General features: G+C 72.0%; 14 protein-coding genes and 1 tRNA gene. 6 read left to right on the plus strand and 9 right to left on the minus strand.

Going from position 1 to position 15,040, the window contains the following annotated elements; translation table 11 throughout:
* Positions 1 to 112: 112 nt before the first annotated feature.
* Entirely contained in the window at positions 113 to 1,606 is a 1,494-nt protein-coding gene (gene rpsA / locus LPU61_RS12760) for a 30S ribosomal protein S1 (RefSeq protein WP_043967455.1), read from the minus strand.
* 458 nt (positions 1,607 to 2,064) lie between these two features.
* On the opposite strand from rpsA, the gene LPU61_RS12765 reads away from it, so the two are divergent.
* From LPU61_RS12765 to LPU61_RS12780, 4 genes are all read left to right on the plus strand, one after another.
* Positions 2,065 to 2,862 carry a class I SAM-dependent methyltransferase gene (locus LPU61_RS12765; RefSeq protein ID WP_063838643.1) on the plus strand — a complete coding sequence of 266 codons (798 nt, stop codon included), beginning with the start codon at positions 2,065 to 2,067 and terminating at the stop codon, positions 2,860 to 2,862.
* Between the two features lie 94 nt (positions 2,863 to 2,956).
* Positions 2,957 to 3,559: a Uma2 family endonuclease gene (locus LPU61_RS12770; protein ID WP_229405023.1), complete on the plus strand. Its 603-nt coding sequence runs from the start codon at positions 2,957 to 2,959 to the stop codon at positions 3,557 to 3,559.
* Positions 3,560 to 3,601: 42 nt separating this feature from the next.
* Positions 3,602 to 3,823 (plus strand): DUF2945 domain-containing protein, encoded by a 222-nt coding sequence (locus LPU61_RS12775; protein WP_043967453.1) that lies wholly within the window; start codon positions 3,602 to 3,604, stop codon positions 3,821 to 3,823.
* A gap of 49 nt (positions 3,824 to 3,872) precedes the next feature.
* A complete protein-coding gene (locus tag LPU61_RS12780; protein WP_043969323.1) occupies positions 3,873 to 4,160 on the plus strand; it encodes a DUF3140 domain-containing protein in 288 nt (95 codons plus the stop codon).
* Positions 4,161 to 4,253: 93 nt separating this feature from the next.
* Here the strand turns inward: LPU61_RS12780 and polA are convergent, their stop codons facing one another.
* A complete protein-coding gene (gene polA, locus LPU61_RS12785; RefSeq protein WP_043967451.1) occupies positions 4,254 to 6,962 on the minus strand; it encodes a DNA polymerase I in 2,709 nt (902 codons plus the stop codon).
* 121 nt (positions 6,963 to 7,083) lie between these two features.
* Here polA and LPU61_RS12790 point away from each other — a divergent pair, with 121 nt between their 5' ends.
* A complete protein-coding gene (locus tag LPU61_RS12790; RefSeq protein WP_229405024.1) occupies positions 7,084 to 7,386 on the plus strand; it encodes a hypothetical protein in 303 nt (100 codons plus the stop codon).
* 65 nt (positions 7,387 to 7,451) lie between these two features.
* Here the strand turns inward: LPU61_RS12790 and LPU61_RS12795 are convergent, their stop codons facing one another.
* The 7 genes from LPU61_RS12795 to LPU61_RS12825 form a co-directional block, all read right to left on the minus strand.
* Complete coding sequence (locus tag LPU61_RS12795; RefSeq protein WP_043967447.1) at positions 7,452 to 8,162, minus strand: ABC transporter ATP-binding protein; 711 nt, start codon at positions 8,160 to 8,162, stop codon at positions 7,452 to 7,454.
* Positions 8,152 to 9,057, minus strand: coding sequence for an ABC transporter ATP-binding protein (locus tag LPU61_RS12800; protein ID WP_374199675.1), 906 nt, complete (start codon positions 9,055 to 9,057; stop codon positions 8,152 to 8,154). Before LPU61_RS12800 ends, LPU61_RS12795 begins: the two co-directional genes overlap by 11 nt.
* Positions 9,058 to 9,064: 7 nt before the next feature.
* Positions 9,065 to 10,219: a branched-chain amino acid ABC transporter permease gene (locus LPU61_RS12805; RefSeq protein ID WP_043967444.1), complete on the minus strand. Its 1,155-nt coding sequence runs from the start codon at positions 10,217 to 10,219 to the stop codon at positions 9,065 to 9,067.
* A complete protein-coding gene (locus tag LPU61_RS12810; protein WP_043967441.1) occupies positions 10,216 to 11,166 on the minus strand; it encodes a branched-chain amino acid ABC transporter permease in 951 nt (316 codons plus the stop codon). Before LPU61_RS12810 ends, LPU61_RS12805 begins: the two co-directional genes overlap by 4 nt.
* 92 nt (positions 11,167 to 11,258) lie before the next feature.
* Positions 11,259 to 12,428, minus strand: a complete 1,170-nt coding sequence (locus LPU61_RS12815; protein ID WP_043967439.1) for a branched-chain amino acid ABC transporter substrate-binding protein — start codon at positions 12,426 to 12,428, stop codon at positions 11,259 to 11,261.
* 265 nt (positions 12,429 to 12,693) lie between these two features.
* Entirely contained in the window at positions 12,694 to 14,112 is a 1,419-nt protein-coding gene (locus LPU61_RS12820; protein ID WP_229405025.1) for a hypothetical protein, read from the minus strand.
* Positions 14,113 to 14,237: 125 nt separating this feature from the next.
* The gene (locus LPU61_RS12825; protein ID WP_043969321.1) at positions 14,238 to 14,858 is read right to left on the minus strand and encodes an ANTAR domain-containing response regulator; all 621 of its coding nucleotides are present in this window, start codon (positions 14,856 to 14,858) and stop codon (positions 14,238 to 14,240) included.
* A 94-nt stretch (positions 14,859 to 14,952) separates the two neighbouring features.
* Between LPU61_RS12825 and LPU61_RS12830 the strand changes: the two genes are divergently transcribed.
* Positions 14,953 to 15,026, plus strand: a tRNA-Leu gene (locus LPU61_RS12830).
* The last annotated feature ends 14 nt before the right edge of the window (positions 15,027 to 15,040 follow it).

Consider the following 15,040-nt stretch of genomic DNA (forward strand, 5'->3'; position numbering starts at 1 on the left):
CGCCCCGGCGGCCCGGTGGAAACCGGATCGCGGGGACAGGGCCCGTCGTCGTCAGCGGCGGCTCCGGCTCGGATGCGTCGTCGCACGCACCCGGCGGGGAGTCGTCACGGGGTCACTTGCCGCCGGCGAGCTTCTCCCGCAGCGCGGCGAGCGCCTCGTCGGTGGCCAGGGTGCCGGCCGGCTCCTCGGCCTGCCGGCTCGGGGCCGTGCTGGTCGAGGTGGTGGTGCCGCCGGTCGACACGGCCGGAGCCGGGTTGGCAGCGGCCTCGGCGTCGGCGGCCCGGGAGGTCTGCACCTGCTTGGTGTGGGCCTCCCAGCGCTGACGGGCCTCGGCGTACTGGTTCTCCCAGGTCTCGCGCTGCTTGTCGTACCCCTCGAGCCACTCGCCCGTCTCCGGGTCGAAGCCCTCCGGGTAGATGTAGTTGCCCTCGGCGTCGTACGTCGCGGCCATGCCGTAGAGGGTCGGGTCGAAGTGCTCCTCGCCCTCGACGAAGCCCTCGTTGGCCTGCTTGAGCGACAGCGAGATCCGGCGGCGCTCCAGGTCGATGTCGATGACCTTGACCATGACCTCGGAGCCGACCTGGACGACCTGCTCCGGGATCTCCACGTGGCGCTCGGCCAGCTCGGAGATGTGGACCAGGCCCTCGATGCCGTCGTCCACCCGGACGAAGGCGCCGAACGGCACCAGCTTGGTGACCTTACCCGGCACGATCTGCTGGATCGCGTGGGTGCGGGCGAACTGCCGCCACGGGTCTTCCTGGGTCGCCTTCAGCGACAGCGAGACCCGCTCGCGGTCCAGGTCGACGTCCAGGACCTCGACCTCGACCTCCTGGCCGACCTCGACGACCTCGGACGGGTGGTCGATGTGCTTCCAGGACAGCTCGGAGACGTGCACCAGGCCGTCCACGCCACCCAGGTCGACGAACGCGCCGAAGTTGACGATCGAGGACACGACGCCCTTGCGGACCTGGCCCTTCTGCAGCTTGTTGAGGAACTCGGTGCGCACCTCGGACTGCGTCTGCTCCAGCCAGGCCCGGCGGGACAGGACCACGTTGTTGCGGTTCTTGTCCAGCTCGATGATCTTGGCCTCGAGCTCGCGGCCGACGTACGGCTGCAGGTCACGCACCCGCCGCATCTCGACCAGGGACGCGGGCAGGAAGCCCCGCAGCCCGATGTCGAGGATGAGACCACCCTTGACCACCTCGATGACCGAGCCGCGGACGACGCCGTCCTCGTCCTTGATCTTCTCGATCGTGCCCCAGGCCCGCTCGTACTGCGCCCGCTTCTTGGAGAGGATCAGACGACCCTCCTTGTCCTCCTTCTGGAGGACCAGGGCCTCGATGTGGTCACCGACCGAGACGACCTCGGCGGGGTCCACGTCGTGCTTGATCGACAACTCCCGAGAGGGGATGACACCCTCGGTCTTGTAGCCGATGTCGAGCAGGACCTCGTCCCGATCGACCTTGACGACGGTGCCTTCGACAATGTCGCCGTCGTTGAAGTACTTGATGGTCTCGTCGATCGCGGCGAGGAAAGCCTCCTCGGAACCGAGATCGTCGTGGGTGACCCGGGTGGCGCTCGAGGGGGCCTCGATGCTGCTCGTCATGTGGGCGGTTGCTCCGGTCGGATGGGTTGTCACAGCAGGCTGGTGTCGCGGTGACCTGTTCGCGCCAGCGGATCCGTCGCCGGGCACACCGAAGATCACTAGTGAGGTCCTGATGTGGCTCCGTCTGGAACTCCGCGACCGCGCGCCTTCTCCCTGCCGAGGCACGCGACCCGCGAGCGCATCGTCTAGCCTACCGTGCGCATTACCACAGCGTGCAAGCCCCGGGAGAAGTGATCCAGCCCGCTTTCGCGACGGACTGCACCTTTCGTGCCCGAAACGGCGGTTTACGGGCGAGGGACCTCGCCTCTCCGCCGTCTGCCCCGCCCCACCGGGTACCGCGCCGGGCCCGCCCCACGCCGCGCCAAACGCCGGGCCGGGCCGACGGCCGGGGTCGCCACTAGACTGCCGCGGTGACCGACGACCTGGCCAATCTCCCCGTGAGCGCGGAGCCCGACGCGGTGCCGGGGGTGCTGCGGCGGCCGGTGACCGACGCCGACGCCCGGCGGGCCAGCCGCGGCTGGTGGGACTCCGACGCCGACGACTACCAGGCCGAGCACGGCGCGTTCCTCGGCGACGTGGACTTCGTCTGGTGCCCCGAGGGGCTGCGCGAGGCCGACGCGCGGCTGCTCGGCGACCTCGCCGGGCGCCGGGTGCTGGAGGTGGGCGCGGGGGCGGCCGCCGCCGCCCGGTGGCTGGCCACCCAGGGGGCCCACCCGGTCGCCCTGGACCTCTCCGCCGGCATGCTGCGGCACGCGACGGATGCCGCCGGGCGCAGCGGCGTACGGGTCCCGCTGGTGCAGGCCGACGCGCTCGCGTTGCCCTTCGCCGACGCGGCGTTCGAGACCGCGTTCACGGCCTTCGGGGCGATCCCGTTCGTGGCCGACTCGGCGGCGGTGATGCGCGAGGTGTTCCGGGTGCTGCGCCCCGGGGGGCGCTGGGTGTTCTCGGTGACCCACCCGATGCGGTGGATCTTCCTGGACGACCCGGGGCAGGGCGGGCTCACCGCGGTGCACTCGTACTTCGACCGTTCCCCGTACGTGGAGCAGGACGGCACGGGCGCGGCGACGTACGTGGAGCAGCACCGCACCCTCGGCGACCGGATCCGGGAGCTGGTCGGTGCGGGGTTCCGGCTGGTGGACCTGGTAGAGCCGGAGTGGCCCGAGGGGCACGAGGGGATCTGGGGCCAGTGGAGCCCGCTGCGCGGCCGGCTCTTCCCCGGCACCGCCATCTTCGTCGCCGAGAAGCCGGCGGGCTGAGCCCGGGGCGGCCGACGCGTCGAGCCGCAGACCGGCCGGCGGATCGCACCGTCGGTGCGACGTCCCGGGCTGCGGGCGGCGTTACGCTGACCGGGTGAGCGCCGAGCCGATCCCGACACCACCTGGCCCCTGGTGCCCGGACCCGATCCGGCAACAGCGTGCCGACTACACGCTGGAAGACCTGCCCCACCTGCCGGACGACGCCCCTCGCGTCGAACTCGTCGACGGAGTCCTCCGAGTGACACCCTCCCCCACTCTGGGCCACCAGGACATCTCCCTGTTCCTCGCCCGATGGTTCCTGCAGCACGCCCCCGAGCACCTACGGGTCACGCAGGCCGTCGGGGTCGCGCTCGACGCGAAGAACACCCGGCAGCCGGACGTGCTGCTGCGCCGCGCCGACGTGCGCGCCGACCGGTCTCTGCTCCAGCCCGAGGACGTGGTGCTCGCGGTGGAGGTGGTGTCCCCCGGCACCCGGCGGATCGACCGCTTCGCCAAGCCCGCCGAGTACGCCGCCGCCGGCATCCCGTTCTACTGGCGCATCGAGCAGGACCCGGTGCACGTGTACGCGTACCGGCTCAGCGACCGGCTCAGCCTCGGCGGCGAGCGGCAGTACGAGCTGGTCGCCGACAGCGCGGAGCTGATCGCGCTGGCCGAGCCGTTCGAGATCAAGCTGCCGGTCGCCGAGCTCACCGGCTGACCCGGCCCGTTTCGCCGCACCCGCCCCGGGTAGCCAGGCAGCATGGCCGAGCAGAGGGAATTCCGCGCGGGCGACCACGTGTCCTGGGCCAGCCACAGCGGCCGGGCGTACGGGGTCGTCCGGGAGAAGCTCACCGAACGCACGCACGTGCGGGGGCGCGCCGTGAACGCGTCCCCCGAGCAGCCGCAGTACCGCATCCGCAACGACGACTCGGGGCGGGACGTCGCCCACCGGCCGGAGGTGCTGCGCCGTGAGCGGGACTGAGGGGGACCGGCACGGGGAGACGTACCGGGAGTTCACCGAGGCGGTCAACATGCGGCCCGGCGAGCTGTCGGCGTGGCTGGAGAGCGACGAGTCGAAGCACGTCGGCTGGCGGAAGAAGGGCACGGCCGGCGGCGAGTCGGTGGGACACTCGTCCGGCCGGCGGATCGTCGAGCTGCTGCGCCGCAAGCGCGCCGAGCTGACGGAGGCCGACTACCGGCACATGCGCAAGGTCGTCGGCTACGTGCACCGGCACCTGGCGCAGCGCCCCGCAGGCGACGTGCGGGACACGAAGTGGCGCTGGTCGCTGATGAACTGGGGTCACGACCCGCTCCGGTGAGCGGGCCGCGCCCACGGCCGCCACGACCCGCCCGCAGGTGCGGGCCCGCGCCCGACCGCCTCGGTAGGCGGCGCCGACCGGACCCGACGCCGGTCAGTGGTCGGCGCTGTTCCAGTCCCGGCCCTCGCCGACGGAGACCTCCAGCGGCACCGACAGCGGGTACGCCCCGCCCATCTGGCCGCGCACCAGCGCCTCGAGGGCGTCGCGTTCGCCGGGGGCGACCTCGAAGACCAGCTCGTCGTGCACCTGGAGCAGCATCCGCGAGCGCAGGCCGGCCTCCCGCAGGCCGGCGTCGACGCGCAGCATGGCGACCTTGATGATGTCGGCCGCCGAGCCCTGGATGGGGGCGTTGAGGGCCATCCGCTCGGCCATGTCCCGCCGCTGCCGGTTGTCGCTGACCAGGTCGGGAAGGTAGCGGCGGCGGCCCAGGATGGTGGAGGTGTAGCCGTCGTGCCGGGCCCGGGCCACCACCTCCTGGAGGTAGTCGCGGACCCCGCCGAACCCGGCGAAGTAGTTGTCCATCAGCCCGCGCGCCTCCTCGGCCGTGATGCCGAGCTGCTGGGACAGGCCGAACGCGCTCAGCCCGTACGCCAGGCCGTAGTTCATCGCCTTGATCTTGCGCCGCTGGTCGGCGGTGACCTCGCCGACGGGCACCCCGAACACCGACGAGGCGGTGGCGGCGTGGAAGTCGTGGCCCGAGTTGAACGCCTCGATCAGCTTGGCATCCGACGACAGGTGCGCCATGATCCGCATCTCGATCTGGCTGTAGTCGGCGGTGAGCAGGCACTCGAAGCCCTCCCCCACGACGAACGCGCGGCGGATCCGCCGGCCCTCCTCGGTGCGGATCGGGATGTTCTGCAGGTTGGGGTCGGTGGAGGAGAGCCGGCCGGTGGCCGCCACGGTCTGCTTGAACGTGGTGTGGATGCGGCCGTCCTCGGAGACCGACTTGAGCAGGCCGTCGACGGTCGTCTTCAGCTTCGCCACGTCCCGGTGGCGCAGCAGGTGCTCCAGCACGGGCAGCGGGTTCTGCGCGTAGAGCCACTGCAGGGCGTCGGCGTCGGTGGTGTAGCCGGTCTTGATCTTCTTGGTCTTGGGCAGCCCCAGCTCGCCGAAGAGCAGCTCCTGGAGCTGCTTGGGCGAGCCCAGGTTGAACTCCCGCCCGACGGCGGCGTACGCGCCCTGCGCGGCGGACTTCACCTCGCCCGCGAAGTGGGCCTCCAGCTCGTGCAGGTAGTCCAGGTCGGCGGCGATGCCGACCCGCTGCATCGCGGCGAGCACGTCCGACAGCGGCAGCTCCACCTCCGCCATCAGCCGGGCGGACTGCTCGCCGTCGCGGGACAGCTCGGCGTCGATCGCGTCGGCCAGGTCGAGGGTGGCCCGGGCCTGGAGCATCAGGTTCTGCTCGGCCTCGCCGTCGTCGCCGAGGCCCTCGAAGGTGAGCTGCCCGGTCTCGGGGGCGTCGACCCGCAGCTCGCGGTGCAGGTAGCGCAGCGCCAGGTCGGTCAGGTCGTAGGAGCGCTGGTCGGGGCGGGCCAGGTAGGCGGCCAGCTCGGTGTCCCGGGCGACGCCGGCCAGGGACCAGCCCCGGGCGGCGAACGCCAGCCGGGCGTGCTTGCTGTCGTGCAGCACCTTCGGCCGGGCCGGGTCGGCCAGCCAGGCCGCGAGGGCCCGCTCGTCGGCCTCGGCCAGCGCCGTCGGGTCGAGCCACGCCGCCGGGCCGGTGGCCAGCGCGAGGGCCAGGGCGTCGAGCTGCGGCTCGTAGCGCTCGCGGGGGGCGGTCGGCTTGGCCGGGGTCTTCACCGCCACGCCGACCTGGGTGCCGGCGGGGGCGTGCGCGTCCAGCCAGGCGACCACCGCCCCGGGCTCGGTGAGCCGCTCGGCGGCCAGGTCGAACCCTGCCTCGGCCTCCGGCTCGACGGCCTCCAGGTACTGGTAGAGGCGGTCGCGCAGGATGCGGAACTCCAGGGTGTCGAAGACCTGGTGCACGGCCTCGCGGTCCCAGCCGGCCCAGCGGGCGTCCTCGGGGCGGACCGGCAGCTCCAGGTCGGAGACCAGGCAGTTGATCTCGTAGTTGCGGATCACGTCGGCGAGCCGCTCGCGCAGGCTGTCGCCGGCCTTGCCCTTGATCTCGTCGGCGCGGGCCACCACACCGTCGAGACCGCCGTAGAGGTTGATCCACTTGGCGGCGGTCTTCGGGCCGACCCCCGGCACGCCGGGCAGGTTGTCGCTGGTCTCGCCGACCAGCGCCGCCAGGTCGCGGTAGCGCTGCGGGCCCACGCCGTACTTCGCCTCGATGGCGGCGGCGTCCATCCGGGCCAGGTCGGAGACGCCCTTGCGCGGGTAGAGCACGGTGATGTGGTCGTCGACGAGCTGGAAGGCGTCCCGGTCGCCGCTGGAGATCAGCACCGACATGCCCTGGTCGCGGGCCTGGCAGGCGAGGGTGGCGATGACGTCGTCGGCCTCGTAGCCCTCCTTCTCCACCACCGGGATGCGCAGCGCCGCGAGGACCTCCTTGACGAGGCTGACCTGGCCCTTGAAGTCGGCCGGGGTCTCGCTGCGGCCCGCCTTGTATTCCGCGTACTTCTCCGTGCGGAAGGACTGGCGGGAGACGTCGAAGGCCACGACGATGTGGGTGGGCTGCTCGTCGCGCAGCACGTTGATCAGCATCGAGGTGAAGCCGTAGACGGCGTTTGTCGGCTGCCCCGTCGTGGTGGAGAAGTTCTCCACCGGCAGGGCGAAGAACGCCCGGTATGCCATGGAGTGTCCGTCGACGAGGAGCAGGCGCGGCGTCGTAGCTGTCACGGCAGCGACTCTAGCCCGTACGGCTGACAACCCACGCCCGCCACGGCCGCCGGCCGGGGCATCGGGATCGGGACTCCTTGGCTAGGGTATCGACATCCATGTCTTGAACGGGGGTTCGACCATGCACAAGTTGATCACGCGCGTCGCCGTGCCGGCGCTCGTGGCCGCCGGCGGGATCGCTGCGGCGGCCACGCCGGCCCAGGCCGGCGGCTGGATCACCGAGGGCCTCTACAGCAGCGAGGCCGCGTGCAAGGCCGCGGGCGCCAGCTACGTCGCCGGCATCTACGACAGCTACTACTGCTACCTCGGCGTCTGGTCGTGCGCCAGCGCCGAGGCCGGCGGCACGGCGACCAGCCTGCCCAAGGTCGTGGCCTACGACCGGTGCGGTGAGCGCGGCTACATCCTCCGGCTCTACATCAGCTAGCCCGGAGGGCACGGCGACCGGCCGGCGGGAGCACCGCCGGCCGGTCGCCGTCTGACGTCGCGGGCTCAGGCCACGCCGAGGTACGCCTCCTTGACCGCCGGGTCGTGCAGCAGCTCCTGGCCGGTGCCCTCCTTGACGATCCGGCCGGTCTCCAGCACGTAGCCCCGGTGGGCGCGGGACAGCGCCTGCTGGGCGTTCTGCTCCACCAGCAGGATCGTGGTGCCCTGCTCGTTGATCCGGGTGATGATCTCGAAGATCTGCTGGATCAGCTTCGGCGCGAGACCCATCGACGGCTCGTCGAGCAACAGCAGCCGGGGCCGGGCCATCAGCGCCCGCCCCACGGCGAGCATCTGCTGTTCGCCGCCGGAGAGGGTGCCGCCGGCCTGCTTGCGCCGCTCGGCCAGCCGGGGGAACAGGTCCAGCACCATGGCCATGTCCTTGGCGATCTCCGCCTTGTCCCGGCGGGTGTACGCCCCCATCTCCAGGTTCTCCAGCACCGTCATGCCCGGGAACACGCCCCGGCCCTCCGGCGCCTGCCCGATGCCCCGGGTCACCCGCAGGTCGGCCCGCATCCGGGTGACGTCGGTGCCGTCGAAGACGATCGAGCCCTGGGCCACCGGGCGCAGCCCGGAGATCGCCCGCATCGTGGTGGTCTTGCCCGCCCCGTTGGCGCCGATGAGCGCGACCACCTCGCCCTCGTTGACCACCAGGCTGATCCCGTGCAGGGCCTGGATGCGCCCGTAGAGCAGGGTCAGGTCCTTGATCTCAAGCAGCATCGGTCGGCACCCCCAGGTACGCGGCGATCACCTTCGGGTCGTCCCGGACCTCGGCCGGCAGCCCCTCGGCGATCTTCTTGCCGAACTCCAGCACGACGATCCGGTCGGTCACGCCCATCACCAGCCGCATGTCGTGCTCGATCAGCAGCACGGTCGTGCCCTTGTCCCGGATCTCGCGGATCAGGCCGAGCAGCTCCTCCTTCTCCGCCGGGGTGAAGCCGGCGGCCGGCTCGTCCAGGCAGAGCAGGGCGGGGTCGGTGGCCAGCGCGCGGGCGATCTCCAGGCGGCGCTGCTCGCCGTACGACAGGTTGCGGGCCAGGTCGTTCGCGCGCCGCTCGATGCCGACGAACCGCAGCAGCTCGCGCGCCTTCTCCCGGCCCTCCCGCTCCTCCCGGAAGTGCCGGGGCAGCCGCAGCATGGCCGAGATGACGCTGGTCTTGTGGTGGACGTCCGCGCCCACCATCACGTTCTCCAGCGCCGTCATCTCGGGGAAGAGCCGGATGTTCTGGAACGTCCGGGCGATGCCGGCCTTGGTGATCCACGACCGCCGCTTGCCGTTGGTGCGCTGCCCCTTGAACCGGATCTCGCCCTCGGTGGGCCGGTAGACGCCCGTCATCGCGTTGAAACAGGTCGTCTTGCCGGCGCCGTTCGGGCCGATCAGGCCGAGGATCTCCCCCTTGTAGAGGGTGAAGTTGACCTTGTCGAGGGCGACGACGCCGCCGAAGCGCAGCGTGACGTCGTCGACCTCCAGCAGCGGTTCCCGCCCCGCCGCGTCGGGCCCGGCCGGGGTGGCCGCCGTCGGCGCGCCGGAGCCGGGCTCCGGTGGCACGCCGACCGTGCTGCGGCCGTCGGCGGTGATGTCGCGGTCGCTGCTCGCGTCGCGGTCGCTCTTCATCTGCGGATCACTCACTGGGCACCTTCTCCTGCGGAACCGCCTCCTGCCGCCGGTCGGCGAACTCCGCCGCCCGCCGTCGGTTGGGCACGATGCCCTGCGGACGGAAGATCATCATGACGATGATGACCACCCCGAACACGAGGATGCGGTATTCGGCCGCGTCGAACTCCACCCCGACCAGGTCGCCGACGCCGCGCAGCCACTCCGGCAGGTACCAGGTGACCGCGCCGCCGACGATCGCGCCCTTGATGTTGCCCGCGCCGCCCAGGATGACCGCCGCGAGCACCAGGATGGAACTCTCCAGCACGAACTGGTCCGAGTTGATGAACGTCTGCTTGCCGGCGAAGACCGCGCCGGTGAGGCCGGCCACCGCCGCCCCGATCGCGAACGCCCACAGCTTGTACTTGAACGTCGGCACGCCCATGACCTCGGCGGCGTCCTCGTCCTCGCGGGTGGCCACCCAGGCCCGGCCGACCCGGCTGTTGGCCAGGTTCCGCACCAGCACGATCACCAGCAGGATCAGCGTCAGCAGCAGCCAGTAGTAGGGGCGCGCGTCGACCACCCCGAACAGCGGCTTGCCGTCCGAGCCGGTGCCCGGCGGGTGCGGGATCGCCGGGATGCCCCGCTGGCCCTGCAGCACGCCCTCGTTGCGGGCGGCGTAGAGCCGGATCATCTCGGCGAAGCCGAGGGTCACGATGGCCAGGTAGTCGCCGCGCAGCCGCAGCGTCGGGCCGCCGAGGATGACGCCGGAGACCATCGCGACCATGACCGCGACCGGCACCGCCGCCAACCACGGCCAGTTCGTCCCCAGCCGGCTCTCCGGCGAGGTCAGCAACGCCACCGTGTACGCGCCGAGCGCGTAGAAGCCGAAGTAGCCCAGGTCGAGCAGGCCGGCGAAGCCGACCACCACGTTGAGCCCGACGGCCAGCAGCACGAACACGGCGGTGTCGAACAGCACGCCCGCGAAGTCCGAGCGGGTGGTGTAGAAGGCGAAGTACTCGCTGCCGATGGGGAAGCCGAGGTACTCGTAGAACCACCGGTTCGGCAGGATGTAGAGCAGGACGATCAGCGCCGCGATCGCGGCCCAGCGGACCTGCTTCGGCATCGCCGCCCAGCGGCCCTTGAGGGCCGGGGCGCGGCCCTTGTCCACGGTGGCGGTCATGCGCGCGCCCTCCCGAGAGATTCGCCGAGCAGGCCGGTGGGCCGGAACATCAGCAGCACGATCAGCAGCACGAAGCCGGTGAAGTCCTTCCAGTCTCCACCGAACAGCCCGGCGGCGTAGTTCTCCGCCACCCCGAGCAGCAGGCCGCCGAGCAGCGCGCCGCGCAGGTTGCCGATGCCGCCGAGCACCGCCGCCGCGAACGCCTTGAGCCCGATCAGGAAGCCCACGTTGAACTTCGTGTAGCCGTAGCGGACGTTCCACAGCAGCGCCGCGACGCCGGCCATCAGGCCGCCGAGCACGAAGACCAGCAGGATCACCCGGTTCTTGTTCACGCCCATCAGGGCGGCCGTGTCCGCGTCCTGGGCCACGGCCCGGATGCCGCGGCCCAGCCGGCTGCGGTTCACGAACTGGTCCAGGCCGACCATCATCACCAGCGTGACGCCGAGGATGAGCAGCTGGATGTTGGTGACGGCCGCGCCGAACACGGTGAAGGCCGTCTCCGAGGGGATCAGCACGGGCATGCCGAACGGCGCCCGGGAGGTGCCGATGCCGAAGGACTCGGCGAGCACGAACGAGGCGCCGATCGCGGTGATGAGGAAGGCCAGCGGCGGCGCGTTGCGCCGGCGCAGCGGCCGGTAGGCGACCAGTTCCACGGTCACCGCGGTCGCCGCCGAGGCGACCGCAGCCACGACCAGGCCGGCCACCAGCGCGAGAATCAGCGGGCCGAGGGCGGGCGAGGGGGAGTTCTGGTCGTAGCCGAGAGCCTCCCAGGTCCACAGGGCGGTGAACGTACCGACCATGAAGACCTCGGAGTGGGCAAAGTTGATCAGGCGGAGAACGCCGTAGACGAGGGTGTACCCGAGGGCGACGAGCGCGTAGATCGCGCCCTGTTCCAGCCCGGTGATGGTCAGGGCCGGGAAGTTCCCGAACAGTTCATCGAAGTTCAAGTGGGGGCTCCAACTGTGCGGTCAAACGACGCGGCCGGGAGGAACCACTCCCGGCCGCATCGTCTGTGTCCCTGGCGGGACCGGCGAACCGGTCAGGCCTTCGGGATCTCGATGTCCGGGACGACCTGGCCCGCGTTGACCTTGAACGCCCAGACCAGCACCTGGGCCGGGTCCAACTCGCCGTTGGACTCGAACTTGTACGTCACACCGGTGGCGGTGCCCGCCTTGTTGTAGGACTTCACGAAGGCGAGCAGGTCGGCGCGGGTGGACTTACCGGCCTTGATGCCCTCGAGGAAGATCTTCGTGATGTCGTACGAGACGTCGGCGTAGGTGCCCGGCTCGGCGTTCTCGAAGGCCGCCTTGTAGTCGGCCACGAAGCTGCCCTTGGCCGCGGTGGCCGGGGCGCAGGGGCAGGTCAGGACGGTGCCCTCGGCGACCTGCTGGCCGGCGACCTTGATGAAGTTGGCGTCGTTGACGCCGTCGCCGGCGACCATCGTGCCCTTCCAGCCGGCGCCCTTGAGCTGCTTGAGCAGCAGACCCGCCTCGGTGTAGTAGCCACCGAAGAACAGCACCGTCGCGCCGCTGCCGACGATCTTGGTGACGACCGCGGAGAAGTTGGTCTGCTTGACCTGGACCTTGTCCTCGCCCGCGACCGTGCCGAGGACCTTCTTGACCTCGTCCACCAGGCCCGCGCCGTACGCCGACTGGTCGTCGACGACGTAGACCTTCTCGGCCTTCAGCACGTTCTTGATGTAGCGGCCGGCGGCCGGGCCCTGCGAGGTGTCGTTGCCGACGCCCCGGTGGAAGATCTTCCAGTTCTTGGTGCTCAGGCTCGGGCGGGTCGCCGACGGGGTGATGATCGGCAGACCGGCCTCGTCGAAGATCGGGTCGGCCACCTCGGACTCGCCGGAGAACGCCGGGCCGACGATGCCGACGACCTTGGTGTCGCCCACCGCCTGCTGGGCCAGGGCCGGGGCCTTGGCCGGGTCGCCCTGCGAGTCGTACTCCGCGAGGTTGACCTTGCAGTCCGCGTTGTCCTTGTTGTACTGGTCGATCGCCAGCTTCGTGCCGTTGCGCATGTGGATACCGAGACCCGCGGCGTCGCCGGTCAGCGGGCCGAAGAAGCCGATCTTGAGGTCGCAGGCCGCCTTGTCGCCGCTGCCACCCTCCGTGCCACTGTCGGCCTTACACGCGGCCGCGCCACTGATAACGAGCGCGCTGATGGCCACGCCACCCAGCACCCGTGCGAGCTTCTGCCTCACGGCTCGTACCCTCCTCAGTCCGAAGGCCCGAACCACCCGCCGCGACTTGGAAATTGGACCTTGCGGGGGGTGGACGAACCGACCGCGTACCCGGTCTGGGCCGGGACGTTATCCCACAGGCAGGGCACGCCGTAAGACCTAGAAAGCGGGGTTGACCTAACCGTTACGTTGAGTGGCCAGATCCGCCGGAGTGCTGTAACACACACCGAGGGGCAGGGGCGAAATCGGACATCCGACACCGGGCGGTAACACACCGGTGGCACGCTCAGCCGGGCCCGCCCGGCAGCCGCGCCGACCACAACCGGGCCCCCTCTGCACCGCCGTCCACCAGCAGCAACACCTCCCCACCCGCCCCGGCCACCGCGACCGACCGGTCCGGCGCCGCCGCCAGCGCCACCGGCAGCCGCACCGGCGCCCAACCGCCACCGTCCGCGGAGAACCACGCCGAGGAGCCCGCGGCGGCCACCGCCACCGCCAGCACCCCGCCGTCGACCGCCGCCAGGCCCGCCACCTGAACCGACCCGCCCGCCGCCGCCGGCCCCAACGCCCCGCCCGGTCGCCACCCCGCCGCGTTCGGCCCCGCCGCACCCGGGCCCGCCGTGGCGCTTCCCGCGCCGCTCGGCCCGACCGGCTGCCCACCGCCGGCCGCCGCACCGGACGGGTCGCCGACGGCCGCCGCGTCCCGCACCCACGCCGCCAGGGCATCGCCGCGTCGGCCCACCGCGACCAGCCGCTCCCCCGCCCGGACCACCCGCTGGAGATCGCCCGGTGCGTCCCCGGCCGGGAAGACCTGCCGCCGCCAGCCGAGACCGTCCGGCGAGGTCCACACCGCCGGGTCACCGCCCGGCCGCCCCGGGGCACGCACCGACCCCACCAGCACCCACCCCGACGCCGTCGCCGTCACGTCCGCCGCCCACGTGCGCCCCGCCGCGTCCGACGCCAACTCGGGCACGCCGCTGACCAGGCGGAACTCCCCCGCGTCGGCCGACGACCAGGCCGCCGCGCCGGTGCCCCGGTTGCCGGCGATCACCCACCCCGCCGGGCCGCCCGCGATCCGCCCCACGTTCACCGCGTCGGGTCCGCCGAACACCTCGAACTCGGCCGGCACCTCCACCACAGAGCCGTCGGTGAGCTGCCGCCACGTGCTGATCCGGGGATTGCCGTGCACCCCGCCGCTCTTCGCACCCACCGCCGCGAGCCGGCCGTCGCGGCAGCCGACCGCCGTGAGCACGTTCTCCGCGCCGTACGCCGTGCGCGGCGTCAGCCGCAGCGGCGACCACGCGAACCCGGCGCCGCCCGGCGCGGTCGACGCAGCCGAGGGCGGTGCCGCCGGGGACGACGCCGGCGCCGGGCTGGACCACGCCGCCGGCCGGGTCACGCCCGCCGCGTCGGCGACCGCCCCCACCACGAACCAGCGCCCGCCGCACGCCGCCGCGTCCCGCAACAGCAGCCGGCCCGGGGCCCCCAGCGGCGTCGGCAGGGTCAGCGCCCGCCAGTCGGGGCGCAGGGAACCCGGCTCGGGCGCGGCACTCCCCGGGGCCGGCGTGGCACCCCCCGGCTCGGGCGCGGCACGCTCGGACGACCGGCAGCCCGCCAGCAGCACCGCGAGGCCGGCGACCACGCCGAGCACACCGCGCAGCGCCCGCAACGGTCCCGACGCCCGACGCGGGCGGTGACGAGGCATGCATCCGATCGTATCGATCAACCGGAGCGCCGGGGACCCCGCGCCGCAGGGGAACGCCCGCGCGGGCCGCGATCTTGGACGGTTGCCGCTCTCGGCGAGCGGCAACCGTCCAAGAATCAGGGGCCTCAGGAGGCCGGCTGTGCCACCTCGCCGCCGGCCGTCTCGGCGAGGATCCGCTCGGCGACCTCCTTCATGGTCATCCGGTGGTCCATCGCCGTGCGCTGGATCCACTTGAACGCCTGCGGCTCCGTCATGCCGTACGTCGTCATCAGCGCACCCTTGGCGCGCTCCACCGTCTTGCGGATCTCCAGCCGGTCGGTCAGGCCCGCGACCTCGGCCTCCAGCGCGGCGATCTCCGAGTAGCGCGACAGGGCGATCTCCACGGCCGGCACCAGGTCGCTCTTCTGGAAGGGCTTCACGAGGTACGCCATCGCGCCGGCCGCCCGCGCCCGCTCCACGAGGTCCCGCTGGCTGAACGCGGTCAGGATGATCACCGGGGCGATCCGGGCGCCGGCGATCCGCTCGGCGGCGGCCAGCCCGTCCATGATCGGCATCTTGATGTCGAGGATCACCAGATCGGGCTTCAGCTCCTCGGCGAGCCGGACGGCCGTCTCGCCGTCGCCGGCCTCCCCGACGACCTCGTAGCCCTCCTCGACGAGCATCTCGGCCAGGTCGAGCCGGATGAGCGCCTCGTCCTCGGCGATCAACACCCGCCTGCGCTCGGCATCCGTCTGCGTCTCGGCCACGAGCCACTCCCACCAGTCTGCGCCCGACACCCGCCGTGCCGGGTGTCGCCGTCCCTAGCGTAGTGGGTAGTCTGTCAGGGCCGAATCATGGAAGGCCCCTGTAGTCCAACCGGTAGAGACGATGCACTCAAACTGCATACAGTGTGGGTTCGAATCCCACCGGGGGCACAAAAACTGTCGCA

It is taken from the genome of Micromonospora sp. NBRC 110038 (assembly GCF_020884815.1).
GTDB lineage: Bacteria > Actinomycetota > Actinomycetes > Mycobacteriales > Micromonosporaceae > Micromonospora > Micromonospora haikouensis.

Bases quoted from the DNA above. Each gene is read 5' to 3' on its own strand.
- LPU61_RS12775 (WP_043967453.1), top strand. From the start codon at position 3,602: ATGGCCGAGCAGAGGGAATTCCGCGCGGGCGACCACGTGTCCTGGGCC.
- LPU61_RS12780 (WP_043969323.1), top strand. From the start codon at position 3,873: ATGCGGCCCGGCGAGCTGTCGGCGTGGCTGGAGAGCGACGAGTCGAAG.
- rpsA (WP_043967455.1), bottom strand. From the start codon at position 1,606: ATGACGAGCAGCATCGAGGCCCCCTCGAGCGCCACCCGGGTCACCCAC.
- LPU61_RS12800 (WP_374199675.1), bottom strand. From the start codon at position 9,057: ATGAAGAGCGACCGCGACGCGAGCAGCGACCGCGACATCACCGCCGAC.
- LPU61_RS12805 (WP_043967444.1), bottom strand. From the start codon at position 10,219: ATGACCGCCACCGTGGACAAGGGCCGCGCCCCGGCCCTCAAGGGCCGC.
- LPU61_RS12820 (WP_229405025.1), bottom strand. From the start codon at position 14,112: ATGCCTCGTCACCGCCCGCGTCGGGCGTCGGGACCGTTGCGGGCGCTG.
- LPU61_RS12795 (WP_043967447.1), bottom strand. From the start codon at position 8,162: ATGCTGCTTGAGATCAAGGACCTGACCCTGCTCTACGGGCGCATCCAG.
- LPU61_RS12790 (WP_229405024.1), top strand. From the start codon at position 7,084: ATGCACAAGTTGATCACGCGCGTCGCCGTGCCGGCGCTCGTGGCCGCC.